Here is a 24,419-nt window from a genome sequence, read left to right on the forward strand (position 1 = left end):
CCTGGGCGGGGTGACGCTCTTCGGGTTCAACGTGGCCGATCCCGGCCAGGTGCTCGACCTGACCACCGCGCCCCGACGGAACCGGAGACACGCCTGTTGACCACAAGCCGTATGCGGCGCACCCTCGCCGCGCTGGTCGCCTTGTCGGCCGCCGTCCTGGTGGGACCGGCGGCCGTCCTGGTGGGGCCGGCGGCCCACGCCGACGTCACCTGGTCGGTCGTACCGGCGAACACCGGCGGCCCCGACGGCCGCACCGCCATCGATCTCGAACTCGCCGGCGGCCAGCAGGTGGTCGAGCACGTGGCGGTCATCAACCGTTCCACGGAGCCGGTCGTGTTCGGGATCGACGCGGGCGACGGCTACCTGACCGCGAAGGGCTACTTCGACATGCGGCCGTCCGGGGTCGAGCCGGTCGACGGCGGCTCCTGGATCACCGTGCCCGAGACGGTGACCGTCGCCGCCGGCGCCACCTCCGTCGTCCCGGTGACGGTGTCGGTCCCGACGAACGCGACCCCGGGCGATCACCCGGCCGGCGTGACCGCGTCCCTGGAGACGGTCTCCGGCCAGGTACGCGTCCAGAACCGGGTGGGCGTCCGCCTGAACATCCGCGTCACCGGCGACTACGTGGCCAAGCTGGCCGTGACCGACGTAAGAGCGGCGTACACCGCCTCTTGGAACCCCTTCACCCCCGGCACCGTCGAGGTGACGTACACCGTCGCCAACACCGGCAACGTCCGCGCGGTCACCGGCAACCAAGTCCTGACCTCCACCTTGTTCACCAAGGACACCTGGACCGACCCATCAACGGCCAGGGCCAGGGAACTGATGCCAGGCGGCCGCCGCACCTTCACCGCTCGCCTGCCCGGCGCCTGGCCCCTGGGCCCGATCGGCGCAACGATCGTGGCACTCCCCTCCCCCGCGACCGGCCCCCTCCCAGGCGTCGCCACCCAGCAGGCGGCGGCCACCACAAGGGTGTGGGCGCTGCCCTGGCCACAATCAGCCCTGGCCGCCCTGCTCACCCTCGCCGTCGTCGCCTTCCGCCTGAACGCCGCCCGCCGCCGGCGGCGCGACCTGGCCTGGCGGCAACGGGCGGCTGTCACGTCTAGTGAGCCAAGGCGTACAGACGGCGGTGCTCCTGGGAGCGCGTTGTCATGATCATCTCGGCGGGGTCGCGAACGTTCCTGGCCTCCAGCAGGGAGGCCTCGGCCCGCAGCCGAGCCACGGAATCCTCCACCGCCGCGGTGATGCGGTAGTCGGCCGACCAGCGGGTGTCGCCCTCGTAGGTGAGCTCGTCCTCCAGCTCGTCGGCCACCTTCCGCAACCGCGTGACGATCCTCCTGCGCTCGCGTCGGCGCTCCTCCCGCAGGAGCTCGAGCGTCGTGCCCAGAGCCTCGGCATCGAAGGTCTGCTGCTCCGACGCGGCGAGGCTCTCGCCGTGTCCGCCCCTGTCGCCCGCATCGACCGTGGCGAACGGCAGCAGGTTGCGGAAGGTGAGGTAGGAGGCGGCGGACTCGCCCGGTGTCGCGTCGGTGAGCGTGTCGAAGGCGGCCTGGAACATCGCCTTGAGCTGGCCGCCTTCCAGCTGGGCGAGCGGCAGGTACCTGTCGAGCGTCATCAGGTCGGATCTCAGGTCGGCCTCGAGCGCCTCTTCCAGCGCCTCCAGACCCTCAGGCTCGGTGCGTCTGCGCGCGAGCAGCTGCTTGACCGCCGTGCTCTGGATCACCCAGGCCGTGGTGTGGCAGCCCATGCCCGCCACTCCGGCGGGAGCGGGCGGACGGCCGTTGACGTCGGCGCCTCGGCCTGCGACGAAGGTGACCACGAGCGGGTCACCGGTCTCGTCGGCGACCCAGTCCTTGACGACCCCGTCGACGGCGGGCGGCTGCGGCAGCCGGTCGAGTGCCGTTTTCAGGTCGCTCAGCAGCTTGACGCCCGCCTCGGTGTCGAGCCTGAGCTTCCTGCGCCGCTTCGCGATGTACGCCGTCAACGCGGCGATCGCGGCCTCGGACGGGGAGGGCGACAGGAAGCCCGACGTGGACACGCTCAGGGGATAGGCGAGCGAACACAGCCGCTGATGCTCGTGCAGCAGGTACGACGTGATCGTGACGAAGCGGTCGGCGGAGTCGTCGGCCTTGGTCGTCTCGCCCTGCGTCTCCTCCTTGGCAAGCCTCAGATACTTGTTGACCTGCTGCTTGTAGTAGCCGAAGTCCTCCTGATCAGCGTGCCACAGGCCGCCGGCGATGTTCGAGATGGTCTGCGCGGCCTTGAACAGGTGCTGCTGCCCCTCCACCCCGCGCAGCCGCTCGGTCATCTCCTTGGCCTGCTGGGCGATCCCGTCCACATCCAGCGAGAAGGAGGTGCGCCGGTCGAGGTGCTTCGTCAGCTGGACGCCCAGCTTCCCCAGCTTGCGGCTGTCCTCCTGCGGCTTCATCGCCGCCTCCGGGCTGAGCGCGTAGTCCAGGCCGGTCTCGCGCAGCGCGGCGTCGAAGGAGAACAGCCGCCACAGCGCCTCCTTGACCTCCTGCGCGTCGGGCTTCCACGGCTCCTCGAAATCCTCGGGCCGGAGGATGACCGTCCCGCCCCTGGTCATCGCCGGCTTGACCTCGTCGGTCTCCATCTTCGCGGACTGGGCCGCGTGATAGCGCTCGCACCGCAGGATGATCCTGCGGTAGTGCGCCTCGGCCGAACCGATGGAACGGTCCCTGAGGTTGCGTACCGTGGCGAACGGCGTGTAGTTGACGTAGGCCAGGTGATGGGCCAGCGCGGGCCCGAGCGCCGCGGCCATGTCCTCGGCCTTGCCGTTGACCATGGCCTTCAGCGCCGCGTTGATGTGCGTGCGCGTACGGGCGTCGGAGTCCTCCAGTCGTGGCACGCGCTCCTCGACGTCGCTCAGCCACTCGAGCATCTTCCTCTGGGCGCTGGACGGGTCGGCCATCCAGCTGGTGGCGTCGTGGTGGGCCTTCTCCAGCGCCGTGACGGCCTCGGCGATCGGCTTGCCGTGCAGCTCGGCCTTGAGCGCGTCCAGGTGGACCGTCCAGGCGATCGTGTGGTCCCCCATCCTGCTGCCGAACGGCGACGGCGTGCGCGGGCTCGGGCTGATCTGCACCTTCCCGACGTTCCCCCCGTGCAGCAGCACCGCCGGTCGGAGGTGGACAGCGGGCAGCCCCTCGTGCTCGCGGGCCTTCAGGCCGGTGTCCTCCGCCTCCGAGACCGGGGTGTCGGTCCTGGATCGCTTCATTGCGTCCCTCCCCATGAGTGCGAGACTTCCCTTCTCCTCCCGCATGAGGCAGCACGCAAGATTTAACGTCGAAGTTCCTCAATACAGACACCGGATCGGCCCCTTTACAACCTGGCCTTGTTGTCCGTGCGCAGTGAGAGTCACCTTCGGCCGGCTGTCAGCGTCCGGTGCAGCCGCCGTGCCCGCAGGTCCTCGGCCGGCACGGTCGCGACCGCCCCGACGGCGGCCGAGCCGAGGCTCCACCGGCGACGACGGCGGCGCGAGCGCGAGGAGCGGCCCGGCGTACCGCTCGGGCAGCGTCTCCATGCCTGACCGCGCTTCGCCCGCGCGTCACAGCCGGCTGCCCGGGTCAGGAGACGGTGATCGTCCCGTTCTGGTCGCGGGCGCACGTGACGCTCGCGCGCGGCCCCGCGGCGACGGCGCCGCTCAGGCACTGGCCGAGTACCGTGTGGCCGGCGGCGTTGGGGTGCCACGACTCCTGGCAGGTCTGGAAGTAGGTGACGCAGGTGTTCGCCGCCCGCTGGATGCGGATCTTGTCCCAGCCGGACAGGCTGGTGACGGGCGTACCGGTCGGCCCGTCCTGGACGCGGACCGGCGTCGCGAGCGCGCCGGACGGGCTTCCGGAGTTCTCGCAGAGGCGGGCCCCGTCGAAGGCGCGCTGGACGTCCAGGACGCGCACGTCGGCCGCCGGGCGTTCGGCCGCCAGCGTGGCGTGCGCGTTCTTGACCAGGGTGCCGAGGTTCTCGGAGAACACGTGCCCTGGCCCGAGGCTGGCGCGGTGGATCGGGCAGCCGGCGGCGTAGCGCTCGGCGCCGAGCGCGCGGAACTTGTCGCGGGTGTCCTTGCGGCCGTCCTCCTCGTGGTACGGCGTGGCGAGCTCGGGCGGCAGCGGGTTGGTGTAGGTCTGCAGGATCACCTGGTGGACGCCGTCGGCGTCGACCTGGGCGAGGGTGTCGAGTATCTGCCGCAGGGCGGCGGTGGTCTCGGCGGTGGCGGCGGCGACCTCGGCGGCGGTGGCCAGGTCGGAGGCGGAGCAGGGCTGCTGCGGCACCTCGCCCTTCAGGTACGCCCAGAACTCCCACCAGCCGGTCCAGGCGTCGGCGATGAACCGGTTGGCGCATAACGTGGCGACGTCGCCGAAGGTGAACTGGCTGTTGTTGGAGCCGAGCCCGATGAGGACGACGTCGATGTCGTGCGTCTGGGCGACGGCGCGCAGCTGGTCGAGCTGGGCGGCGACGGTGCGGCCCTCGGGGCGGGCGCTCGCGGGCGCGGTGATGTCGGCGGGCTGGGCGCCGGAGCAGGCAAGGTTGAGGCGTTGCTGGATGCCCGGCAGCGACGCCTTGAACAGCGAGGCGTTCGCCGACCGGTGGCAGAAATAGGCGTTGCTGTTGGCCGCCGACCAGCCGGGGAAACCCTGCGTCGTGCCGGAGGAGTCGACGACGGGCTGGTAGTCCCCCGCGCCCTCGCCGCTGACGAAGCTGTCGCCGAGCGCGACGGCGGCGGTGGGGAGAGCCGCCTGCGCCGGTCCACTGTGCACGGCCTGGACGCCCGCCGCGCTCACGAAGAGCATGACGACCGCGGCGGCACGCTGGAGGAACCTCATGACCACCCATTTCCTACTGAATCAGTACGAAATTCGTGGGTTGATCACAACATGCCGCACCGGGCGCGTCAATATCAGCCGTCGTCGAGGACCGTGTAGTCGACCTTGCCGTTGGGCAGGCGCGGCAGGGCGTCCACCCGCTGGAACACCGTCGGCACGGCCACCACGGGCAGCCGGTCCAGCAGGTGGGCGCGCAACGCGCGGCGGTCGATCCGCTCCTGCTCGGTGACCAGGTAGCCCTTGAGCCGCGCCGGGCCCCGCGCCGGGCCCCGCGTCACGCCGACCGCGGCCTCCCGTACGCCGGGGAAACCGGCCATGGCGTGCTCGATCTCCGCGCGTTCCACCCGCGCGCCGCTCAGCTTGAGCTGGTGGTCGGCGCGGCCGTGGAACAGCAGCGCCCCGTCGCCGCGCCGGGAGACCAGGTCACCGGTACGGTAGGCGTCCCCGATGCCCTCGGCCAGGCCGGGACCGGAGATCACCAGCTCGCCGACGCCCTCGGCGTTCGGCTCCGCGATGGACACCCGCGCGCCCGGGATGGGGTGGCCGATGGGCACCCGCGAAGAATGGGCGTCCTCGGGGACGCAGCGGTGGACCGTGCTCCAGACGGTGCACTCGGTGGGGCCGTACTCGTTGTAGAGGACCGCCCCGGGCAGCGCCGCGTAGTGCGCGCCGACCAGCGCGGGCGGGCAGGTCTCGCCGGCGACGATCACCGTGCCGAGCGACCGGAACGCCTCCGCCAGGCCGTTGCGGAGCGCGAGCCCGTACAGCGACGGCACCATGAGCAGGTGGGAGGGCCGGTGCTCGGCGGCGAAGCGCGCGGCGGCGGCCAGGTCGGAGGGGCGCTGGCTGGGGATGACCAGGGTGCCGCCGCTGGCCAGCGTCCAGTAGATCCCGGCGGCCGAGCTGTCGAACGAGATGGACGAGCACAGCAGGAACCCGGTGACCGGCGACGGGTAGGAGGTCAGCCGGGCGGAGGTGGACCAGGCGAGGGCCGCCCGGGAGATCGTGACGGGCTTGGGCGTGCCCGTCGAGCCGCTGGTGTAGCAGGTGTAGGCGAGCCGGGCCTGGCCGGCGGGGAGGGGGTCGCCGGAGAGCGTGGTCATGTCGATGCGGCACGACGGGCCGTTCAGCGGGACGATCATGTCCGGCTCGATGAGGGCGATGCGCGCCCCGCACGCCTGGGCGACGTCCTGCTGCCGCCCGACGGGGAAGGCGGCGTCGACGGCGACGTACCGGCCGCCGGCCCGCAGGACGGCGAGCATGCCGATCACCGCCCACCGCGACAGGTGGGCGTGGATCACCACGGGCTCGTCGGGTCGCAGGCCCGCGTCCTGCAGCGCCCGCGCGAGCCCGGCGCTGCGCTGGTCCAGCTCCCGGTAGGGCAGCTCGCCTTCGCGGTCGGCGATCGCCGTGGCCGGGCTGGTCAGGTGCGCTTCGATGAGCTCAAGCATCGGCCAGCCGCTCCAGTACGCTCAGGAATCCGGCGATCTTCTCCTCCACCCACTCCTGGCCGAACATCTCGGCCTCGCAGGAGACGATGCCGACCACCTCCTCGTCCACCCGCATCGACCACAGCAGGTGCAGCGGCATCACGGGGGCGGGCTGCCGCTCCTCGGGCACGGGCGTCAGCAGCAGCGCCGGGTCGTCCGCGGTGGGCGCGAACGGCGACTTCGGGATGAGCTGGAACACCGGGAACGTGCGCTCCACGACCTCCGCCGGGTCGAAGATCAGCGCGGTGAGGTCCGGCGCCTCGGGCAGCACCCGCAGCAGCGGCACGTCGTGCCGGTAGGCCGCCCGGCACACCTCGTCGGCGCGGCGGCTCAGCTCGTCCAGGTCGCCGGGGTCGCCGGTGGTGATGCGCAGCCAGAGCAGGTTGAGCATGAAGCCGGCCGTGTACCACTCCGACGGCTTGCGGCCGGCGGTGATGATCGGCACGACGGCGTCGCGGCGCCCGGCCCAGACCGACGCGGTGAACGCCGTGAGCAGCAGGGTGAACGGCGTCGTCCTGCGCCGCCGCGCCACCCGGCCGAGCCGCCGCCACAGCTCGTCCGGCACGGTGAAGCGGCACGTCCGCTGCTCGCCGCGCCTGCCGGGCGTCGGCACCGGCAGGGCGAGGTCCGCCACGCCGTCCAGCCGGTCCTTCCAGTACGGCAGCGCGTCCGTGATCGTCTTCTCCCATGAGGGCGAGAAGTCGTCGGCGGCGACCTCGGCGTATCCCAGGACCCGCGAGCCGGGCGGCGGGCCGCCCCGCAGCCGGGCGGTGTAGGCGTCGGCCAGGTCGCGCGCGAGCAGCGTCAGCGACCAGGCGTCGGAGACGAGGTGGTGGGTGACGATCACCAGCAGGCTGGTGCCGTCCGCGCACCGGCCGAGGTGCACCCACAGCAGCGGCGGCTCGTCCGGCGGGTACGCCGCGTTCGTCGCCATCGCGAGGAAGGCGTCCTCGTCGTCCTCGTCGTCCACGTCGTGCACCAGCAGCCGGCCCGGCACGCCGTCGTGCACGTGCGCTTTGATGCTCTGGCCGGCGTCGCGGACCACGGCCGTGCGCAGCGCGTCGTGCCGGGCCACGACGTCGTCCACGGCCTGGCGCAGCACGTCTTCGTCGATCTCGTGCGCGACGCGGTAGGCCGCCCGCACGATGAACGCCGGGTTGAGCACGCTGCCCGGGACGGCCAGCTCAAGCCCGAGCAGCAGCTGCTGGGCGTAGGTGAACGGGATCTCTGTCGTCATCTGCCTCTCCTGGGCACGCCCGTGATGATCAGTTTCTTGAAGCCGGTGAGGAAGGTCGATCGCACGCGGACCGGCTCCGCGGCGAGCGCGACGTCGGCGAAGGTCGCGAAGAGCGTCATGAAGAACAGCCGCAGTGTGAGCCGGGCCAGGTGGGAGCCGATGCAGTAGTGGTGTCCGCTGCCGAAGGCGAGGTGCCGGTTCGGCGTACGGGCCGGGTCGAACGCGTCCGGGTCAGGGAAGATCTCGGGGTCCCTGTTGGCCGCGCCGATCCAGGCGACCACCGGCTCGCCCGCCGGGATCTCCACGCCCGACAGGCGTACCGGGCGGGTGGTGTGCCGCATGAAGTGGCTGCCGGGCGACGCCCAGCGCAGCGCCTCCTCCACCCCGCTGCGCAGCAGATCGGGACGGGCGGCCCAGGCGCGGTAGCCGCCGCCCCAGGCCAGCTCCACGACGGTCGCGTTGACCACGTTCGGCAGGGTCACGCTCGCGCCGAGCAGCAGGCTGTAGCAGTTGGCGACCACCGTGCCGGGGCCTTCCTGCAGCATCAGGCTGACCAGGTCGCCGCCGGGGGTGCGGGCGCGCTCGCGTACCAGGTGCAGGAAGTACGCGAACAGCTCGCGGTGCGCCCGCCGCAGCGTCGTGGCCGCGTCACCGGCGACCTGGTAGTCGGGGTCGTCCTCGGCGCTGGCCGCCATGACCAGTGTGAGCAGGCGCGGCCGGTCGGCGTGCGGCAGGTCGAGCAGCGGCCCGATCAGCGCGAGCGGCAGCCCGCGCACGGCCTCGGCCACATCGAACGGCCGCCCGTCCAGGCCGGGGGCGAGCAGCTCGGTGATCGCCGCGACGATGGCGGGCTCGTAGGCGGCGGCCGAGCGCATGCCCATGAGCTTCTGCAGCGGGGCCCGCATCCGGTCGTGCGCGGGCGGGTCGGTGGCGGCGAGCTGCCGCCCGGCGGCCGGGTCGGGGCGGCCCAGCAGGTTGAGCAGGGTGCCGCGCTCGCTGGTGAAGCACGTGTGGTCGCGCAGGACGCGGTCCACGTCGGCGTACCGGGTGACCGACCAGAAGCCCGTCTCGTGCCGGTGCACCGGGTCGTTCTCGCGCAGCCACCGCCAGGCCGCGTACTGGCCGCCCGCCTCGAACAGGCGGGGGTCGGACAGGTCACGCATGGCCGATCACAGCGGCCAGCTCGGCGATGGTCGGCGACAGGAACAGCGCCCAGGCGGGCACCTCGAAGCCGAACTCGCGGTCGATCGCGAACTGAACGTCGGCCGCCAGCAGGGAGTCGCCGCCCAGCTCGAAGAAGTCGTCCTCGATGCCGACGGGCGCGACGCCCAGCTTGTCCTCCCACAGGGCGGCCAGCCGGCGTTCCGTGTCGGTGCGCGGGGGTTCGTACGGCGAGTCGAGCTCGAGGTCGTCCCGTGAGGTGACAGTGGTCATGCCGGCTCCGTGATCAGGTTCCGTGGTCAGGTGTACGCGCAGGTCCCGGCCAGTGTGTCCGTGCCGGTGTTGAGTCCGCGTTGAGGATTCGTTGATGCTAAGGTCGACGAATATGAAAACCGTTTCCATTTTCTTAGTGCTGCTGCTGGTCACCTCCTGCGGCAGCGGCACGGCGGCGACCGGCGCCGCCCGGGTCACGAGCTGCGGGCTGCCGCTGGAGATCCCGGCGCCGCCGCGGCGGGCGGTCGCCATGGAGCAGAACGCGGCGGAGATCATGCTGAGCCTGGGGCTGGCCGGTCGCATGGCCGGCACCGCGTACCGGACCGATCCTGTGCTGCCCGAGCTGGCGCCGGACTACGCGAAGGTGCCCGTGCTGGCCGCGCGGTATCCGGGCCGTGAGGCGCTGCTGGCCGCCAAGCCCGACTTCGTCTACTCGATGCGCGCGTCCGCCTTCGCCCCCGAGGCCGCCGGCTCCCGGCAGGACCTCGCGAAGCTGGGCGTGCCCGCGTACCTGTCGGCCAACGACTGCGAGGACCAGGCGCTCATCCCCGCGCACGCCGAGTTCGAGGCGATCTTCAAGGAGATCGACGACATCGCCACCGTCTTCGGCGTACGCGAACGCGGCCAGGCCGTGGTCGCCGGCCTGCGCAGGCGGCTGCGGACCGCCGAGCGGGCGGAGCACCTCGACGCCGACGTCATGTGGTACTACTCCGGCACCAGGACGCCCGCCATCGCCGGCGGCACCGGCCTGCCCGGCACGATCACCAGGCTGCTCGGCGCGCGCAACGCGTTCGCCGACGTCGAGCAGCAGTGGGCCGAGGGCAACTGGGAGGAGATCGCCGCCCGCGACCCCGACGTGATCGTGCTCGCCGACCTCACCAGGGGCGGCGACGGCGACAGCGCCGAGGCCAAGAAGCGCTTCCTGCGCTCCGACCCCGTCGCCGCCCGCCTCACCGCGGTCAGGAACGACCGCTTCATCGTCGTCCCCGGCTCGTCCGTCGACCCGTCCATCCGCGCCGTCACCGCCGTCGAGCAGGTCGGCCGCGGCCTGACCCGCCTGTTCGGCAGGAAGGAGAACGCGTGACCCCGCACGAGCTGCTGGCCTGCTGGGAGGAGCAGCAGAGCGCGTACGTCGCCCACCGCGAGAACCGCTTCGAGGTCATGCTGGACGTCCTGCGCCTGCACGCCCCCGCCGAGCCGACCGTACTGGACCTGGCCTGCGGCCCCGGCTCGATCGCCGGCCGGGTGCTGGCCCGGGTGCCGGGCGCCCGCGTGGTGGCCACCGACCACGACCCGGTGCTGGCCGGGCTCGCCGAACTCGTCCTCGGCGACAGGGCCACCGTGATCGACGCCGACCTGGCGGAGGCCGGCTGGAGCCGGCGCTTCACCGAGTGGCGCTTCGACGCCGTCCTGACCTCGACCGCGCTGCACTGGCTGGCGCCGCGGCAGCTCCTCGGCGTCTACACCGAGCTGGCCGCGCTCCTGCCGCCCGGGGCGGTCCTGCTCAACGCCGACCATCTGCGGTTCGGGCCCGAGCACCCGTCTCTGGCGGACGTGTCGGCCCGCCACGACGAGCAGGTGCGGCGGGCCGCCTTCACCGCCGGCGCCCCCACCTGGGACGCCTGGTGGGCCCTGGCCGGGCGGCTGCCCGCACTCGCCGAGCGGCTGCCCGAGCGTGAGCGGCGCTTCGCCGACCGGCCGCCCCAGCCGCTCGCGCCGCTGGCCTTCCATCTCGCCGCGCTGCGGACGGCCGGCTTCGCCGAGGTGGGCACCGTCTGGCAGTACCTCGACGACTACGTCGTCTTCGCCAGGCGATGAGAGCGGCGTACGTGATCGGCGCGGGGCTGCTGCTCCTGGCGTTGTCGGTCGCGTCCGCCGCCGTGGTGGGGGCGGCCGGGCTGTCACCCGCCGACGTGCTGCGGACGGTCGCGTTCCATGCCGGGCTGCCGGTGCGGCCGCTCGCGCCGCTGGACGACGGCATCATCTGGCAGCTGCGCCTGCCCAGGGTGCTGCTGGCCGTGCTGGTGGGGGCCGGGCTGTCGGTGTGCGGTGCCGTGCTGCAGGCGCTGACCCGCAATCCGCTGGCGGATCCGTACCTGCTGGGGATCTCCTCCGGTGCCTCCACCGGGGCGGTGGCCGTGCTGGTCCTGGGCCTGGGCTCCGGGGCCGCGGCGCTGTCGTCCGGCGCGTTCGGCGGCAGCCTGCTCGCCTTCTGCTGCGTGCTGGCGATGATCGGCAGGGAGCTGGGCAGCACGGTCAGGGTCGTGCTGGCGGGGGTCGTGGTCTCGCAGCTGTTCAGCGCCACGACCAGCCTCATCGTCATCTGGGCGGCGGACGCGCAGAGCACCCGCGGTGTGACCTTCTGGATGCTGGGCTCACTGGCCGCGGCGAGCTGGCCGAGCGTGGCCCTGTGCGCCGTGGTGGCCGGGGGCGGGCTGCTGGCGTGCGTGCTCGCCTCCCCGGCGCTGGACGCGTTCGCGTTCGGCAGGGAGGCCGCCGCCTCGCTCGGCATCGCCCCGGCCAGGACCGAGCTGACCCTGTTCACCGTCACCGCGCTCACCACGGCGGTGCTGGTGGCGGCGAGCGGCGCGATCGGCTTCGCCGGCCTGATCGTGCCGCACGCCGTGCGCGCACTGGCGGGCGGCCGTCACCACGTGCTGCTTCCAGCCTGCGCCCTGTACGGCGGCGTGTTCCTGCTGGCCGCCGACACCGTCGCCCGCACCGCCTTCGCCCCCCGCGAGATCCCCGTCGGCGTGCTGACGGCCCTGATCGGCGTCCCGGCCTTCGCGCTCGTCATGCGGCGGAGAAAGGAGACGCCGTCGTGAGCCTGCACGCCCGTGACGTCACCTGGACGGCCCAGGGCCGGCCGATCGTGGACGGCATCACCGTCGAGATCGTCCCCGGCGGCCTGACCGGGGTGCTCGGCCCGAACGGCTCGGGCAAGTCCACGTTCCTGCGGCTGCTCGCGGGGTTGCTGCGCCCTCAGGGCGGGGCCGTCCTGCTCGACGGCCATGACCTGGGCCGCCTGCCGCGCCGCGACGTGGCCCGCCGCCTGGCGGTGGCCGCCCAGGAGGTCTCCACCGAGGTGGAGCTGACCGTCCTGGACGTGGTGCTGCTCGGCCGCATCCCCCACGGCCGCCGCATGACGGGCGCGGACGACCTCGCCCGCGCCCGCCGCGCCCTGCGCCGGTGCGGGGTCGCCGACCTGGAGCATCGCCGCTGGCCCACGCTCTCCGGCGGCGAACGCCAGCGGGTCAACATCGCCCGCGCACTCGCCCAGGAACCCACCGAGCTGCTGCTGGACGAGCCGACCAACCACCTCGACATCGCCCACCAGCTGGCCCTGCTCGACCTGCTCGCCGCCATCCCCGCCACCGTGGTCACGGTCCTGCACGACCTCAACCTCGCCGCCCAGTACTGCGACCACCTCCTGCTCCTGCACAAGGGCCGCCTCGTCGCCACCGGCCCGCCCGGCCAGGTCCTCACCGAGGAGACGGTGGAGCGCGTGTACGGCGTGCGAACGGAGATCACCCGCTCTCCCACCGGCCGCCCGGCCCTCCGCTTCCTGCCCGGCGCCGCTCGGACGGCATGAAGGGCGGCAGGGCCCGAGCCCTGCAGCCCTGTCACGCCTTCGTGATGCCGGGCAGCTCGCCGCGGAGTGCCATCTCGCGGAAGCGCACCCGGGAGAGCCCGAACTTGGTCAGATGCCCGCGGGGCCCCTCGCCCTGATCCGGGCGACGGCCGCCTCGACGCCGATCTTGTCGACCGTCTTGATCGCGCGGGCGCTGAGCGTGAGCCGGACGAACCGGTCCCGCACCGCGAGCCTGCCCGCCGACGCCACGACCGAGGAGATCGTCACCACGGTCTGGCGCAGCCGCCGCCCGCTGCATCCCGGCCGCTTCTTCGAGGCCGTGGACGAACTGGTCACCGCGTCCGTACGCTCGCGCGGCCGCTTCTGGCCGGCCACCCGGCCGGGACAGCTGCTCGCGCGGGACGCCGTCGCCGGCATCGTCCCGGTCGAGGACGCCGGCCCCTGGCTGGCCGCGCTGCCCGAGGCCGCGTGGGCCCTCCTCTCCCCTGCCCGCCGCGTGGCGGCAGCCCTCGGCTGGCACCCCGAGCACGGCGACCGCGTCCAGCACCTGGTCTTCACCGGCGTCACCGTCCAGCAGCAGCGCCGGATCGCCCAGGCCGTCAAAACCGCCCGTGAGATGGCCCTGCTCCCCTATGCCTCCCGCGCTGAGCACCAGTCCTGACGGCTATGCGGGGCGGCGTCCCCAGGCCGAGATCAGCGGGGCGAGGGTGAGGTCGAGCTCGCCGGCGTCCACGGCGGCCAGGTGGGCGTCGATCTCGGCGTCGTCGGCCAGCCCGGCGGCGAGCAGCTCGGCGCGGACCATGCGCACCGTCGCGCTCTCCAGCCGGTCGCAGGCCACCCCGCCGACGGGGAAGCAGCCGGACGCCGCGACGTCTTCCAGCCCTGCCGTGCGCAGCACGCGCGGCAGCGTACGGCCGAAGCGCAGGTCGGCGCCGCGGCGGGTCATCAGCTCACGGACGGCGCGCCGCAGCCGGTTGGCGCGCCGCTGTGCGGGACCGGCCTCGTCGAGGCAGGCGAGCGGCTGCAGCTCGGTGTCGGCGTCCTCGATCAGCAGCAGGCCGCCGGGCCGCAGCGCCGCCACCATCGTCGCCAGCGCCCGCGCGCGGTCGGGCACGTGAACGAGCACGAGCCTGGCGTGCACCAGGTCGAACGTGCCCGGCGGCGGGTCGGTGACGATGTCGTGCCTGCGCACCTCGTAGCCGCCGTCGGGGTCCAGCCAGGACGTGTCGATGTCCGTGGCCAGCACGTGACCGGTGGGTCCGACGGCCCTGGCGAGCGCCTCGGGGACGCTGCGGCCACCGGCGCCCACCTCCCAGCACCGCCACCCCTCCTCCAGCCCGAGCCGCTCGGCGTGTCCCAGGGTGACGCCGTCGAACAGCTCGGCCAGCCAGGTGAACCGCTCGCCCGCCTCCGTCCGCGCGTTGTCGAGCAGGTAGCGAGAAGCGGGGGGCTTGGATGCGTTCATCCCCGCATCATCTCGCTTCCGGCTATAGTCATAGGCATGACTACTCATATTGATGATTACTACTGATGGCTCTCCGGCATGCGGTGCTGGCGGCGCTGCTCGACGGCGAGTACAGCGGCTACCAGCTCACCAAGATCTTCGACATCGGCGTCTCCAACTTCTGGTACGCCGCTCCCCAGCAGCTCTACGCCGAGCTGACCAAGCTGGAGGCCGACGGCCTGGTCACGGGCCGGGAGGTGGTTCAGCGTGGCCGCCTCAACAAGCGCGTGTTCAAGGTGACCGAGGCCGGGCTCGCCGAGCTGGCCGCGTTCGCCGAGACTCCGGCCAGGCCGCTGGTGCTGCGTGACGACCTGGCCGTCAAGGTGCACGCCGTAGCCCTGCTCGACGCCGGGCCGGTGATCGAGCAGCTGCACGAGCGGGCGCGGCAGGAAGAGGCCAAGCTGGAGATCTTCGAACGGATCCTCGCCGGCCTGCGCGGCGACCTGGACGAGGAGACGTTCCTGCGCGAGGGCGACCCCGTGGGCCCGTACCTGTCCTGCCAGGCCGGCTGCTGGCTGGCCCGCGAGACGCGCGACTGGTGCCTGCGTACCGCGCGGACGCTGGAGGCGCGCGCCCGCGCGCACATCGGGAAGGAGGCCTTATGACCGCCTACGCGCGTTACGTCGCGCTCGGGGACAGCCAGACCGAGGGGCTCGGCGACGGCGACGACGTCAACGGCCACCGGGGCTGGGCCGACCGCCTCGCCGAGCATCTGGCCCGCGTCAACCCCGGGCTACGCTACGCCAACCTGGCCGTGCGGGGCCGGGTGGCGGCGCAGATCCGCGACGAGCAGCTGGACGCCGCGCTGGCGCTGCGGCCCGACCTGGCCACGGTCATGGCGGGGATGAACGACATCATCCGCCCCGGCTTCGACGCCGCCGTGGTGGCGGGCGTGCTGGAGGAGATGTTCGCCAGGCTCACCGGGGCGGGCACGCACGTGGTCAGCGTGACGTTCCCCGACATCGGCAAGATCGCTCCCATGGCCCGACCGCTGGTGCCCAGGGTGCTCGACCTCAACGACCACATCCGGTCCGCCGCCGCCCGCCACGGAGTCACGCTGGTGGACACGTACGGGCTGGAGTTCGCCACGGACGCGCGGATGTGGAGCGTGGACCGGTTGCACGCGAGCCCGGTCGGCCACGCCCGCATCGCCGCCGCCATGGCGCACGCGCTGGGGCTGGCCGGCAGCAACGACGCGTGGATGCTGCCCTTCCCGCCGCTGCCTCCTGCGACGAGGTGGCGGGTGGCGGCGGACGAGGTGCGCTGGTTCGCGACCTTCGCGGGCCCCTGGATGGCCCGCCGCCTCCGCGGCCGCTCCTCAGGCGACGGCCGCACGGCCAAACGCCCGGACCTCACCCCGTGGGTGCGGCCGATCCCCGGAGAGCCGGCGCGCTGATCGCGCTGGGACCGGTTCGTTCGCTCCTGCGACCTGGCGGCGGTTCAGAGGCGCCGAGCCGCGGCCGGCGCGGCGCGGATCTGCTCGGCGTCCGCCGGGCCGCCACGGCGTCGTCACCGACGGCTTGAGCACGGCCTGAGCACGGCCTGAGCACGGCCTGAGCACGGCCTGAACACGGCCTGAACACGGCCCGTCCGCTCACCGGCCCTCGCGCGCCGCCCAGGAGGCGACCGCGTGCACGGCCTGGATGAGGGAGCGGTGCTCCTCCAGTTCCCGCAGCCGCAGCGTCAGCATGCGGCCGGAAATGCCGCCGACCATGCGCCGGTATTCGCCGAACCGGCGTGCGCCCTCTGCTCCGGCGAACATGATCGCCGAGGTCCACCGGCGGGTCATGAACACCCGGGCACGGGCCGGGCCTGGGCGTGGTGTTCGCCAACGCGGGCGGGGGCGGTTTCGTCCCGTTCGGCGAGGTCAGGCCGGACTTCTTCGACGAGATCGTGGCGAGCAACGCGCAGGATCTGCACCTGCTCTACCAATTGGACGCGGCCCTCGTGCGGGCGGCGGGAGGACGATGACGTCCGCGTGGTGATTCTCGCCGCCGAGGGCCCATCGAGGCGCCGGCGTTCCGGGCCGCCGACTTCGTGCAGCCGCCGATCAAGAAGGAGAGCGTGTCACTTCTCGGCCGTGCCGAGTTTCCTGGCGACGGACTCCTGATGGACCTCCGCGAAGGTGCGCGAGTCCTTGATCAGGTCGTCGGCGAAGGCGGCGACGTCCTCGCCGATGAGTTCCAGGACGCCCTTGCCGTCCGCGACGCCCCCCTCGAAGAAGTCGAGGAGGTCTGCGAGCAGGGAACCGTTGAGCAGGTCGATCGGTCCGACCTTGAAGTAGTACTTCTGAATCTCCTTGTAGACGATCTCGTAGTCCGAAGGGAGCGCCTTGACCCGTGCCATGTGCGCCCGCCACTGCTTCTTGCCCTCGATGATGTCCCTGACGCCCACGTCAGCCTCCCAGCCTGCCCAGTTTCCTGGCGACGTTCCTGTTCAACTGCTCCCGCCACCGGTCGCGGACGTTTCCGGCCCCTTCTTCGCCCGCCAGCGCCGCGCAGAAACCGGCGATGTCGTCACCCAGTACGTCGTCAATGCTCTGCCCGTCGGCTGCCGTCTCCTCCAGCAGGCCCAGAGCACCGTCGAGAATCGGCATCAGGTTGCGGCCGGTGAAGTCCCCGTAGAGGAACAGGTGACCCTTCATCTGTTCCCAGGCCGTCCGGTAATCGGCCGGCAAGACCGCCGCCCTGGCTTCGAACGCCTTCCATTCTCTGGTGAGATCGCTGCCCGTAATGGTCTCCCAGAAGCTCATCTTCCGCCCTCCTTGAGCTTGTCGATCCGCGTGGTGACGTACTCCCACTTCGCCCAGAACGTCGCCGGCTCCTCGCAGCCCGCGTCGTTGAGCGCGTAGAACTTCCGCGGCGGGCCCTGCTCGGACGATCGGCTCCTGGGGTACTCTGTAACGCCGAGTACCGCTATAAAGTATCACAAAGTAGTGGTCCGAGTCTTCCCGGATTCCGCCGCACGGTTGTGTCATGTGCCGGCGATGGTCCGGCATATTTCGCGCGGAGGGGCGGCGTTCGCGCGCCGGTGGGCGGCAGCGGGTGGTGAACGGCGTCGAGAGCCTGGCCGGAGCGGCCGCCGTGGTGGGTTTCCGGCCCGAGCACGTGCCCGCCGTCCTGCGAGCCTGTCCCGTCTCGGTGCGACCTGGTGAGGAAGAAAGCACGCGACGTCGAACCTAAGCCGCCTTGTCCCCGTATCCCGTGATGACGAAGGCCGCAACCTTTCTGTTCTGCAGCCTGATGCGCGCAGGCCGAATCGCAGCTACAGACGGAGAGAGGGATTGTATGAGAGTTCGACATAGGTCCCGGATCCGCCGCCGGGCCGCAGGCATGCTGACGGCCTTGACTGTCATGGGCGGCAGTCTGACGGTCGGCGCCACGGGCGCGGCGGCGAACACGACATCCGGCGCGGTCTTCGCGCCGGCCGTCTCCTGCCCCGCCGTGGCCGACAGAGTGGGTGAGGTTCCCGCTCGGGCTCAGGCGGAAGTGCAGCGCAACCTGCGCCAGCTGGAGACCCAGATCGCCGAGGCGAACCGGCGGCTTGCATCCTCCCAGGGGCAGGGTGGGCCCAACTTCGTGCGGAACGCGGTTCTCAGCCCGCTGCGGGACAAACGAGCGGCCGCGCTGCAACGTATCGAGATCGCCTTCCAGCGCGCCGGCGCCCAGGCCCCGAACGGCCTGGACGCTCTGGCCACCTGCACCGTACGGGACGACGGCGACGGCGACGGCACCGGCAACGACAACGACAACGGGAACGGGAACGACAACGACGGCCAGGGCACGGGCGACCAGCAAGGCGACGGCGGCCAGGACAACGGCGACCAGCAAGGCGACACCGGCCAGGGAACCGGCGACCAGCAGGGCGACGGCCAGGGAACCGGCGACCAGCAAGGCGACGGCCAGGACAACGGCGGTCAGACCGGCGCTCCCGGCGGGATCAGCTGCCCCTCCGTGGCGGACCGGCTGGGTCAGGTTCCCGCGCGTGCCCGGGCAGAGGTGCAGCGCAACCTGCGCCAGCTGGAGACTCAGATCGCCGAGGCGAACCAGCGGCTGGAGAACGCTGGCGGCCAAGGCGGCCCCAACTTCGTCCGCAACGCCATCCTCGGTCCGCTGAAGAACAAGCGGACGGCCACCCTGCAGCGCATCGCGCTCGCCTTCCAGCGAGCCGGTGCCCGTGCGCCGGCCGACCTGCGGGCTCTGGCGACCTGTGAGGTGGGTGACCCGGAAGGCGGCGGTGACAACGGCAACAATGGCAACGACGGAAACGACGGAGATACCGGAAACGACGGAGGTAATGGCGACAACGGCGGCGGGCAGGCCAGAGGGCCCGTTGCCGAGGACTTCGTCGACATCCGTTCGGTACGCCCGAACGTGAGAACCCCCCGCACCCAGCGGAACGGCTCCCGAGGCACCTTCAGCGTGGACTGCGGCCGTAACGAGGGGCGGATCTTCAACTCCGACAACGTCATCGTGGCACCGGGCGTGTCCAACGGCGCCCAGCACACCCACGACTACGTGGGCAACGAGTCCACCAACAACCAGTCCACCAACGAGAGCCTGCTCGCCGCCGGCACCACCTGCACCAACGGCGACAAGTCCACGCACTACTGGCCTGTGCTGAGGGCACTGGGTCAGGAGGAGTTCGACGCCGACCAGCGCGGCGGCGGTCTCGACCTGAACGTCGGCAAGATCCTCACCCCGGTTCAGGTGCAGATCACGTTCAAGGGCAACCCGACCGCGAAGGTGGTGCCGGCGCCGCAGTTCCTGCGCATCATCACCGGCAACGCCCGGGTCAACGGAGCCGAGCACAACGCCGGATGGACCTGCACCGGGTTCGAGAACCGCCAGCTGACCGACAAGTACCCGCTCTGCCCGCGCGGCAGCAGGCTCGTCCGGGTCTTCGACTTCCAGAGCTGCTGGGACGGCCAGAACATCGACAGCGCCAACCACCGTACCCACGTCACCTTCCCCGAGGCGGACGGGAGCTGCCCGCAGGGCTTCCAGCCGATCCCGGCCCTGGAGCACCGGCTCGTCTACAACGTGCCGCGCGGCCCCAACTTCGCCGTGGACGGCTTCCCGGAAGAGCTGCACAAACCGATCACCGACCACAGCGACTTCATCAACCTGATGAACGAGCAGCAGATGCAGCGGGTCGTCACCTGCATCAACAGCGGCAGGCGCTGCCGCTGATCCTCGCCGGCGGCGACCGGCGGCCAGGAGCGGGGCGCGGTGTGGCCGGGCGAGCGGCCACACCGGCCTCGTCGCTCCGCGGAGGACCGCGATCAGTGCGAGAAAGGTCAAGAGCATGATGGACGTCTCCCGCCCGCGAGACGTGCGAGATGCCGCGCCGGTGGGCACGGTGCGGGCGTCCGGCATCGTCAGGAGGCGTCGCCGTGCCGGCGCCGTCCTGTCCCTGGCCGTTGCCTCGGCGCTCATGCTCGCCGGATGCGGCGGTCAAGCCGAGGCGGGCAAAGGTACGGGGCCGGCAGCCGGGAAGGAGGTGTCACGCACGTACACCATCGAGCAACTGGCCGCCGCGGTCGGCTGCACCGCCACGATCACCCTCAAGGCCCTGGACTACCGTCAGGGCGAATGCACGAGCGACGGGATCCCGTACGTGTTCCTCGACTTCGCCACGGCCACGGGCCAGCGCGAGTGGCTCGACTACGCCGAGATGTACGGCGGCCTCTACCTCAGAGGTGATCGATGGGTGCTGTCGGCCAAGTCCAAGTCCTTCATGCAGGAGCTGAGCGGAAAGCTCGGAGGCACGGTCGAGGAGAGCGGCGGCCACAGCGCCCACAGCGGCCACGGCGTCTCCGCCTCGCCGTCGAGCACTCACTGATCCGCCCAGCGAACCGCCTGATGAGCGCGCGAGCGCGCCTGGCCGATCAGGCCGGGCCGGTCGGCGTGTCGCCGGCGCTCTCGGCCGGCAGGCCGAGGTGCCGGACGGTCCAGCGGGCGGTGGCACGGCGGGGTCAGCCCTTCAGCGAGCCCTGGAGCAGGGCCTTGACGAAGTGACGCTGGAAGACGACAAAGATCGCGAGTGTGGGAGTCAGGATCAGCAGCGATCCCGCGCACAGCAGCGGGATGTCGGTGCCCCACTGCCCCTGGAAGGCGCCGAGCGCGCCGGACATCGTGCGCTTGGCGGGGTCGTCAACCAGGACGATGGCCAGCAGGAACTGGTTCCAGGTCCACAGGAACAGCAGGATGGCCAGGGACGAGATCGCCGGCATGGCCAGGGGCACGTGGATGCGCCGGAACAACTGCCACACGTTGGCGCCGTCCATGCGGGCGCTTTCCGACAGCTCTTCCGGCATGTTGACGAAGTGCGCCCGCATCCAGAAGACGGAGAACGGCATGAACAGGCCGATGAGCGGCAGGATGATGGCCCAGCGGGTGTTCAGCAGCCCCATGTCGCGGATCTGGTAGTACAGCGGCGTGATGATGCCCTCGAAGGGGAGGGTCAGGCCGAGCACGAACAGCAGGAAGACGATGCGTCCGCCGATCACGCGCAGGTGGCCGATGGCGAAGCCGGCCATGGTGCCCAGCAGGATCGAGATCGGCACCACGCCCAGCACGATGAGGACGCTCGACTTCAGCAGCTCGGCCATGTTCGCGGCCTCGAAGGCCCGCAGGAAGTTGCTCCATTGCGGGTCCTGCGGCCAGGCCAGACCGGCCGGGTAGGTGCCCGAGGGGTGCAGGGCGGTGACGAACAGGCTGAGGAACGGCAGGAGCGTGACCGCCATCATGGCGATGAGCAGCAGCCGGCCGGTCCAGGCCTCCCGGCCCGCGATGATCATCGGTTGTCGTCCTTTGTGAACCACTGGATGGGAAGGGCGCAGGCGATCACGAGAAGCATGAGCACGACGGCCAGGGCCGAGGCCGTGCCCACCTCGCGTTCGGTGAAGGCGAGGTAGAAGATCTGCAGGCCGGGCACCATGGTCGTGTTGCCGGGACCGCCCTGGGTGGCGATGTAGACGATGTCGAAGCTGGCCAGGGCGGCGATCACGGTCACGGTGACGCAGACCGCGATCTCCTGGCGCAGGCTGGGCACCGTGATGGAGACGAACTCCCGCCACGCCCCGGCTCCGTCGAGGCGCGCGGCCTCGTACAGCGCCGGGTCGATCTTGCTCATGCCGGCCAGGAGCAGCAGCGTGCAGAGGCCGAGCAGCACCCACGCGCCGATCATGCCGACCGCCGGCAGGGCGGTGGCGAAGTCGCCCAGCCAGGCCCTGGTCACCCCGCCGAGGCCGACGAGCGAGAGCAGCTGGTTGACCACTCCGGTGGAGGCCAGCAGCCAGCTCCACGCGATGCCCGCGGCCACCAGCGGGATGACCTGCGGCAGGAACAGCACGGTGCGCGCCACGAGGGCGAGCCTGCTCGCGGCGATCCGGCGGATCGTGGCGGCGATCGCGAGGCCCAGCGCGACCGGGATCACGCTGAAGAACACGATCAGCTGGAAGGCGTTGATCAGCGAGTCGAACAGGTCGGGGTCGGTGAAGACCGTGCCGTAGTTCGCCAGCCCCACCCAGGTGGAGGCGCCGATGCCGTTCCACTCGTACAGCGAGTACTGGACGGTCAGGGCGATCGGGCGCAGGACGAACACCGCGTAGAAGGCGAGCGCCGGGACGACGAACAGCCAGCCGGCCACGCCGTGGGCGCCGCGCGGCCGGCGCGCGGGCCGGACCGTCAACGTGATCAGTTCCCTTCGAGCTGGCCGGCGTAGTCGGCCTGGACCGTCTTCAGCAGGTCCTGCGGCTGCTGCTGGCCGGCCACCAGCTTCTGCAGGTTCGGCGTCCAGCTCTTGGCGTAGATGGCGCCGGTGGCGTTGGCGATGAAGTCCATCGCGCCGTCGTCCTCGGCGATGTCAGCCCCGGCCGCCAGAGTCGCGGCGGTGACCTTGTCCTCGCCGACGGCCGGCATGTACGCGTCGGCGGGCCCCATCGGGCGCGACCCCCCGACCTCGACGCCGATGTCACGGGCGCGCTTGTCGGTGGCCACCCAGTTGAGGAAGTAGGCGGCGCAGTCGGCGTTCTTCGCGCCGGCGGCGATGCCGAAGGTGAGCGGGGCCGACATGGCGGCGCGCTTGCCGCCCTCCTCGGCAGGCGGCATCAGGGTGAAGCCGACGTCGCCCGCCATCTGCTTGTCGAGGTTGCCCGACTCCCAGTCGCCGTTGAACATGAACAGGCCCTGGCCGTCGATGAAGCGGCTCATCATGGTCGCGTAGTCGACCGCGTTGACGTCCTTCTGGAAGTAGCCGGCCTTGATCCAGCGCTCCAGGTGCTGGACGGCCTGGAGGTTGGACGGGGTGTCGATCGTGGCGCCCGGCTTCTGGTAGATCCAGTCGTTGATCGGCGCCGCGGGGCCGTAGGAGGCCATGAGGTTCTGCAGCGGGAAGGCCAGGCCGCCGGTGGCGCCGCCGTTGAACTGCACGATGGGCGTGATGCCGGCGTCCTTGGCCTTCTTCAGCGCCTGGTCGAGCTCCGCCAGAGTGGCGGGCGGCGTGGACATTCCGATCTGGGCGGCGAGCTTCTTGTTGTAGAAGAGCCCCGTCATGCTCATGTTGAGCCCGAGTGCGTACAGCGAGCCCTCGCCGCGCGGTCGCCCGCCGGGTCCGAGGCGTAGTTGTTCGAGCTGCGAGGCCGGCCACTTGTCCCAGCCGAACGCGGTGGCGTAGCCGTCGAGGTTCTTCAGCAGATCGTCCTTGACCAGCTCGGAGACCTGGGGCAGGCGCATCAGGTCGGGCGGGTTGTCCGCGAGCACCCGGGGCGCGTTCTGCGTGATGACCGCGAACTGGTCCTCGCGGATGTTCCACGTGACGTTCGGATGTTGCTGGGTGAACTCGGTGGTCAGCGCCTTGGGCAGCGGGAAGCCCGTCTCGAAGTAGCCGTTCAGCGTGATCGGCGTCGTGCCGCAGGTGGGCGCGGCGGACTGCGGCGCCGCGCCGGTGGCCGCGGGCCGCGGGCTGTCGCTGCCGGGTGCCGCGCAGGCGGCGGCGAGCGTCCCCATGGCGATCACCAGCGCGGCGCCGGCCCTGCCGGGGCGAACTCGACGAGCCATGTGCATCTCCTTGGCCGCTGGGGACGACGGCACCCCGGCCGGCCTCCGGAGTCCGTTGCTAAATCGGGTTAGCGCCCGATAGTCTCACCACGCGCGTCGTAGCATGTCAACCCCTCGTCACACACTCTTGACGATCGGAGATTCTGGGTGAGCCCACGACGGGTCACGCTGGCCGATGTGGCCAAGGCTGCGGGCGTCTCCCGCACGACCGCCTCGCTCGTGCTGTCCGGCCGCGGCCGCGAGCTGCGGATCTCCCAGGACGTCGAGCAGCGCGTGCTGCGCGCCGCCGAGGAGTTGCAGTACCGGCCCAACATCGTCTCCGTGGGCCTGCGCACGGGCATCAGCAGGACGATCGGTTTCGTCTCCGACACCGTCGCCACCTCACGGCTGGCGGGCGACATGATCAAAGGAGCCCTCGAGGCCGCCCGCGAGCGCGGCTTCATGCTGTTCATCGGCGAGACCGAGGGCGACGCCGAGCTCGAACGGCTCCTGCTGCAGGCCATGCACGACCGCCAGGTCGACGGGCTCATCCTGGCCTCGATGTTCACGCGCACCATCACGGTGCCGAAGGCCGTCACCGCCGCGCTCACCCCCCTGCCCGCCGTCCTGCTCAATGCGCTGCCCGACCGGCCCACTCCCCTGCCCGCCGTCCTGCCCGACGAGATCGAGGCCGGCCGCCACGCCGCCCGCGTCCTGCTGGACGCCGGTCACCGCGACGGCGTCTACCTGATCGGCGCCGGCCCCGGCCCGGGCGACGTCCCCCAGCAGAGCGTCGCGGCGGCGGAACGGCTGGCCGGCATCCACGAGGCGCTCGGCGAGGCGGGGGTCAAGGTGGCGGGCGCGCGCACCTGCCCCGACTGGCTGCCGGAGTACGGGCTCGCCGCGACGCGGGACCTGCTGCGGACGGTCCGGCCGCGTGCGCTGATCTGCTTCAACGACCGGATCGCGATGGGCGCCTACCAGGCGCTCGACGACTTCGGGCTGAAGGTCCCCGCGGACGTCTCCGTCGTCTCCTTCGACGACCATCCCATCGCCTCCTGGGTGCGGCCCCGGCTGACGACCGTGGCGCTGCCCCACTACGAACTGGGCCGCAAGGCGGTGGACGTGCTGTTCGCCGAGATCGAGCGCGACCGCGCGGACGCCGGGCGGCCGGGCCGGGTGCACCGGGTGCCGATGCCCGTCCGCGCGCGTGAGTCCGTCGCCCGGCCGCCCGCCGCAGAGCCCCTCGGCTGATCAGAGGCGGGGCAAGCACGCCGAGGAGG

General features: G+C 71.8%; 25 protein-coding genes and 1 pseudogene. 12 read left to right on the forward strand and 14 right to left on the reverse strand.

Features of this window, described 5'->3' with window-relative positions; all coding sequences use genetic code 11:
- The first annotated feature begins 111 nt into the window (after positions 1–111).
- The gene (locus ABZW11_RS31095) at positions 112–1,155 is read left to right on the forward strand and encodes a hypothetical protein (RefSeq protein WP_355424715.1); all 1,044 of its coding nucleotides are present in this window, start codon (positions 112–114) and stop codon (positions 1,153–1,155) included.
- On the opposite strand, the gene ABZW11_RS31100 is transcribed toward ABZW11_RS31095, so the two are convergent.
- The 6 genes from ABZW11_RS31100 to ABZW11_RS31125 form a co-directional block, all read right to left on the reverse strand.
- Positions 1,103–3,235, reverse strand: a complete 2,133-nt coding sequence (locus tag ABZW11_RS31100) for a hypothetical protein (protein ID WP_355424718.1) — start codon at positions 3,233–3,235, stop codon at positions 1,103–1,105. The two genes, ABZW11_RS31095 and ABZW11_RS31100, sit on opposite strands and share 53 nt — an antisense overlap.
- Positions 3,236–3,584: 349 nt before the next feature.
- Positions 3,585–4,838 carry an SGNH/GDSL hydrolase family protein gene (locus ABZW11_RS31105; protein ID WP_355424721.1) on the reverse strand — a complete coding sequence of 418 codons (1,254 nt, stop codon included), beginning with the start codon at positions 4,836–4,838 and terminating at the stop codon, positions 3,585–3,587.
- Between the two features lie 74 nt (positions 4,839–4,912).
- Positions 4,913–6,289: an amino acid adenylation domain-containing protein gene (locus ABZW11_RS31110; protein ID WP_355424724.1), complete on the reverse strand. Its 1,377-nt coding sequence runs from the start codon at positions 6,287–6,289 to the stop codon at positions 4,913–4,915.
- Positions 6,282–7,565, reverse strand: a complete 1,284-nt coding sequence (locus ABZW11_RS31115) for a condensation domain-containing protein (RefSeq protein ID WP_355424727.1) — start codon at positions 7,563–7,565, stop codon at positions 6,282–6,284. The genes ABZW11_RS31110 and ABZW11_RS31115 overlap by 8 nt, the downstream gene beginning before the upstream one ends.
- Positions 7,562–8,728 carry a cytochrome P450 gene (locus tag ABZW11_RS31120; protein ID WP_355424730.1) on the reverse strand — a complete coding sequence of 389 codons (1,167 nt, stop codon included), beginning with the start codon at positions 8,726–8,728 and terminating at the stop codon, positions 7,562–7,564. Before ABZW11_RS31120 ends, ABZW11_RS31115 begins: the two co-directional genes overlap by 4 nt.
- Positions 8,721–8,999 (reverse strand): phosphopantetheine-binding protein, encoded by a 279-nt coding sequence (locus ABZW11_RS31125; RefSeq protein ID WP_355424733.1) that lies wholly within the window; start codon positions 8,997–8,999, stop codon positions 8,721–8,723. Before ABZW11_RS31125 ends, ABZW11_RS31120 begins: the two co-directional genes overlap by 8 nt.
- Before the next feature lie 136 nt (positions 9,000–9,135).
- Between ABZW11_RS31125 and ABZW11_RS31130 the strand changes: the two genes are divergently transcribed.
- The 4 genes from ABZW11_RS31130 to ABZW11_RS31145 are packed head-to-tail and all read left to right on the forward strand — an operon-like array spanning position 9,136 to position 12,591.
- A complete protein-coding gene (locus tag ABZW11_RS31130) occupies positions 9,136–10,083 on the forward strand; it encodes an ABC transporter substrate-binding protein (RefSeq protein WP_355424735.1) in 948 nt (315 codons plus the stop codon).
- The gene (locus tag ABZW11_RS31135) at positions 10,080–10,817 is read left to right on the forward strand and encodes a class I SAM-dependent methyltransferase (protein WP_355424738.1); all 738 of its coding nucleotides are present in this window, start codon (positions 10,080–10,082) and stop codon (positions 10,815–10,817) included. Before ABZW11_RS31130 ends, ABZW11_RS31135 begins: the two co-directional genes overlap by 4 nt.
- Positions 10,814–11,824 carry an iron chelate uptake ABC transporter family permease subunit gene (locus ABZW11_RS31140; RefSeq protein ID WP_355424741.1) on the forward strand — a complete coding sequence of 337 codons (1,011 nt, stop codon included), beginning with the start codon at positions 10,814–10,816 and terminating at the stop codon, positions 11,822–11,824. Before ABZW11_RS31135 ends, ABZW11_RS31140 begins: the two co-directional genes overlap by 4 nt.
- Complete coding sequence (locus ABZW11_RS31145; protein ID WP_355424744.1) at positions 11,821–12,591, forward strand: ABC transporter ATP-binding protein; 771 nt, start codon at positions 11,821–11,823, stop codon at positions 12,589–12,591. The genes ABZW11_RS31140 and ABZW11_RS31145 overlap by 4 nt, the downstream gene beginning before the upstream one ends.
- A 31-nt stretch (positions 12,592–12,622) precedes the next feature.
- Here ABZW11_RS31145 and ABZW11_RS31150 read toward each other — a convergent pair.
- Positions 12,623–12,715 (reverse strand): annotated as a pseudogene (locus tag ABZW11_RS31150) (30S ribosomal protein S14); the annotation flags it as partial.
- On the opposite strand from ABZW11_RS31150, the gene ABZW11_RS31155 reads away from it, so the two are divergent.
- Positions 12,704–13,252, forward strand: coding sequence for a GTP-binding protein (locus ABZW11_RS31155; RefSeq protein ID WP_355424747.1), 549 nt, complete (start codon positions 12,704–12,706; stop codon positions 13,250–13,252). The pseudogene ABZW11_RS31150 and the gene ABZW11_RS31155 sit on opposite strands and share 12 nt — an antisense overlap.
- Before the next feature lie 3 nt (positions 13,253–13,255).
- Here the strand turns inward: ABZW11_RS31155 and ABZW11_RS31160 are convergent, their stop codons facing one another.
- Positions 13,256–14,056, reverse strand: a complete 801-nt coding sequence (locus ABZW11_RS31160; RefSeq protein ID WP_355424749.1) for a methyltransferase domain-containing protein — start codon at positions 14,054–14,056, stop codon at positions 13,256–13,258.
- A 65-nt stretch (positions 14,057–14,121) separates the two neighbouring features.
- Here ABZW11_RS31160 and ABZW11_RS31165 point away from each other — a divergent pair, with 65 nt between their 5' ends.
- On the forward strand, positions 14,122–14,700 hold the full coding sequence (locus tag ABZW11_RS31165; RefSeq protein ID WP_355424752.1) for a PadR family transcriptional regulator: 579 nt from the start codon (positions 14,122–14,124) through the stop codon (positions 14,698–14,700).
- Entirely contained in the window at positions 14,697–15,491 is a 795-nt protein-coding gene (locus ABZW11_RS31170) for an SGNH/GDSL hydrolase family protein (protein ID WP_355424755.1), read from the forward strand. The genes ABZW11_RS31165 and ABZW11_RS31170 overlap by 4 nt, the downstream gene beginning before the upstream one ends.
- Positions 15,492–15,689: 198 nt before the next feature.
- Here ABZW11_RS31170 and ABZW11_RS31175 read toward each other — a convergent pair whose 3' ends face one another.
- The gene (locus tag ABZW11_RS31175) at positions 15,690–15,884 is read right to left on the reverse strand and encodes a winged helix-turn-helix transcriptional regulator (protein ID WP_355424758.1); all 195 of its coding nucleotides are present in this window, start codon (positions 15,882–15,884) and stop codon (positions 15,690–15,692) included.
- Positions 15,885–15,916: 32 nt separating this feature from the next.
- Between ABZW11_RS31175 and ABZW11_RS31180 the strand changes: the two genes are divergently transcribed.
- Positions 15,917–16,066, forward strand: coding sequence for a hypothetical protein (locus tag ABZW11_RS31180; protein ID WP_355424761.1), 150 nt, complete (start codon positions 15,917–15,919; stop codon positions 16,064–16,066).
- A gap of 96 nt (positions 16,067–16,162) precedes the next feature.
- Here ABZW11_RS31180 and ABZW11_RS31185 read toward each other — a convergent pair whose 3' ends face one another.
- Both ABZW11_RS31185 and ABZW11_RS31190 read right to left on the reverse strand, forming a co-directional pair.
- Entirely contained in the window at positions 16,163–16,489 is a 327-nt protein-coding gene (locus tag ABZW11_RS31185) for a DUF1048 domain-containing protein (protein ID WP_355424764.1), read from the reverse strand.
- 1 nt (position 16,490) lies between these two features.
- Positions 16,491–16,847, reverse strand: coding sequence for a DUF1048 domain-containing protein (locus tag ABZW11_RS31190; RefSeq protein ID WP_355424767.1), 357 nt, complete (start codon positions 16,845–16,847; stop codon positions 16,491–16,493).
- A 601-nt stretch (positions 16,848–17,448) separates the two neighbouring features.
- Between ABZW11_RS31190 and ABZW11_RS31195 the strand changes: the two genes are divergently transcribed.
- Both ABZW11_RS31195 and ABZW11_RS31200 read left to right on the forward strand, forming a co-directional pair.
- Complete coding sequence (locus tag ABZW11_RS31195) at positions 17,449–19,287, forward strand: DUF1996 domain-containing protein (protein ID WP_355424842.1); 1,839 nt, start codon at positions 17,449–17,451, stop codon at positions 19,285–19,287.
- 115 nt (positions 19,288–19,402) lie between these two features.
- Positions 19,403–19,939 (forward strand): hypothetical protein, encoded by a 537-nt coding sequence (locus ABZW11_RS31200; RefSeq protein WP_355424770.1) that lies wholly within the window; start codon positions 19,403–19,405, stop codon positions 19,937–19,939.
- A gap of 133 nt (positions 19,940–20,072) precedes the next feature.
- Here ABZW11_RS31200 and ABZW11_RS31205 read toward each other — a convergent pair whose 3' ends face one another.
- Genes ABZW11_RS31205 through ABZW11_RS31215 form a run of 3 tightly spaced genes read right to left on the reverse strand, consistent with a single transcriptional unit; the run spans position 20,073 to position 23,157 of the window.
- Entirely contained in the window at positions 20,073–20,897 is an 825-nt protein-coding gene (locus ABZW11_RS31205) for a carbohydrate ABC transporter permease (RefSeq protein ID WP_355424773.1), read from the reverse strand.
- A complete protein-coding gene (locus ABZW11_RS31210; RefSeq protein ID WP_355424776.1) occupies positions 20,894–21,790 on the reverse strand; it encodes a sugar ABC transporter permease in 897 nt (298 codons plus the stop codon). The genes ABZW11_RS31205 and ABZW11_RS31210 overlap by 4 nt, the downstream gene beginning before the upstream one ends.
- A 5-nt stretch (positions 21,791–21,795) precedes the next feature.
- Positions 21,796–23,157: an extracellular solute-binding protein gene (locus ABZW11_RS31215; RefSeq protein WP_355424779.1), complete on the reverse strand. Its 1,362-nt coding sequence runs from the start codon at positions 23,155–23,157 to the stop codon at positions 21,796–21,798.
- Positions 23,158–23,304: 147 nt separating this feature from the next.
- Between ABZW11_RS31215 and ABZW11_RS31220 the strand changes: the two genes are divergently transcribed.
- Entirely contained in the window at positions 23,305–24,390 is a 1,086-nt protein-coding gene (locus ABZW11_RS31220; protein ID WP_355424782.1) for a LacI family DNA-binding transcriptional regulator, read from the forward strand.
- The last annotated feature ends 29 nt before the right edge of the window (positions 24,391–24,419 follow it).

Origin of the sequence: Nonomuraea sp. NPDC004580, assembly GCF_040609855.1 — a bacterium.
Classification (GTDB): domain Bacteria; phylum Actinomycetota; class Actinomycetes; order Streptosporangiales; family Streptosporangiaceae; genus Nonomuraea; species Nonomuraea salmonea.

What these genes read in the sequence shown, in the direction of transcription:
- ABZW11_RS31100 (WP_355424718.1), bottom strand. Translation starts at nt 3,235, where the DNA reads ATGAAGCGATCCAGGACCGACACCCCGGTCTCGGAGGCGGAGGACACC.
- ABZW11_RS31110 (WP_355424724.1), bottom strand. Translation starts at nt 6,289, where the DNA reads ATGCTTGAGCTCATCGAAGCGCACCTGACCAGCCCGGCCACGGCGATC.
- ABZW11_RS31215 (WP_355424779.1), bottom strand. Translation starts at nt 23,157, where the DNA reads ATGGCTCGTCGAGTTCGCCCCGGCAGGGCCGGCGCCGCGCTGGTGATC.
- ABZW11_RS31125 (WP_355424733.1), bottom strand. Translation starts at nt 8,999, where the DNA reads ATGACCACTGTCACCTCACGGGACGACCTCGAGCTCGACTCGCCGTAC.
- ABZW11_RS31195 (WP_355424842.1), top strand. Translation starts at nt 17,449, where the DNA reads ATGGGCGGCAGTCTGACGGTCGGCGCCACGGGCGCGGCGGCGAACACG.
- ABZW11_RS31175 (WP_355424758.1), bottom strand. Translation starts at nt 15,884, where the DNA reads ATGACCCGCCGGTGGACCTCGGCGATCATGTTCGCCGGAGCAGAGGGC.
- ABZW11_RS31140 (WP_355424741.1), top strand. Translation starts at nt 10,814, where the DNA reads ATGAGAGCGGCGTACGTGATCGGCGCGGGGCTGCTGCTCCTGGCGTTG.
- ABZW11_RS31155 (WP_355424747.1), top strand. Translation starts at nt 12,704, where the DNA reads ATGCCCGCGGGGCCCCTCGCCCTGATCCGGGCGACGGCCGCCTCGACG.
- ABZW11_RS31160 (WP_355424749.1), bottom strand. Translation starts at nt 14,056, where the DNA reads ATGAACGCATCCAAGCCCCCCGCTTCTCGCTACCTGCTCGACAACGCG.
- ABZW11_RS31200 (WP_355424770.1), top strand. Translation starts at nt 19,403, where the DNA reads ATGATGGACGTCTCCCGCCCGCGAGACGTGCGAGATGCCGCGCCGGTG.
- ABZW11_RS31095 (WP_355424715.1), top strand. Translation starts at nt 112, where the DNA reads ATGCGGCGCACCCTCGCCGCGCTGGTCGCCTTGTCGGCCGCCGTCCTG.
- ABZW11_RS31190 (WP_355424767.1), bottom strand. Translation starts at nt 16,847, where the DNA reads ATGAGCTTCTGGGAGACCATTACGGGCAGCGATCTCACCAGAGAATGG.
- ABZW11_RS31205 (WP_355424773.1), bottom strand. Translation starts at nt 20,897, where the DNA reads ATGATCATCGCGGGCCGGGAGGCCTGGACCGGCCGGCTGCTGCTCATC.
- ABZW11_RS31170 (WP_355424755.1), top strand. Translation starts at nt 14,697, where the DNA reads ATGACCGCCTACGCGCGTTACGTCGCGCTCGGGGACAGCCAGACCGAG.
- ABZW11_RS31105 (WP_355424721.1), bottom strand. Translation starts at nt 4,838, where the DNA reads ATGAGGTTCCTCCAGCGTGCCGCCGCGGTCGTCATGCTCTTCGTGAGC.
- ABZW11_RS31115 (WP_355424727.1), bottom strand. Translation starts at nt 7,565, where the DNA reads ATGACGACAGAGATCCCGTTCACCTACGCCCAGCAGCTGCTGCTCGGG.
- ABZW11_RS31165 (WP_355424752.1), top strand. Translation starts at nt 14,122, where the DNA reads ATGGCTCTCCGGCATGCGGTGCTGGCGGCGCTGCTCGACGGCGAGTAC.
- ABZW11_RS31120 (WP_355424730.1), bottom strand. Translation starts at nt 8,728, where the DNA reads ATGCGTGACCTGTCCGACCCCCGCCTGTTCGAGGCGGGCGGCCAGTAC.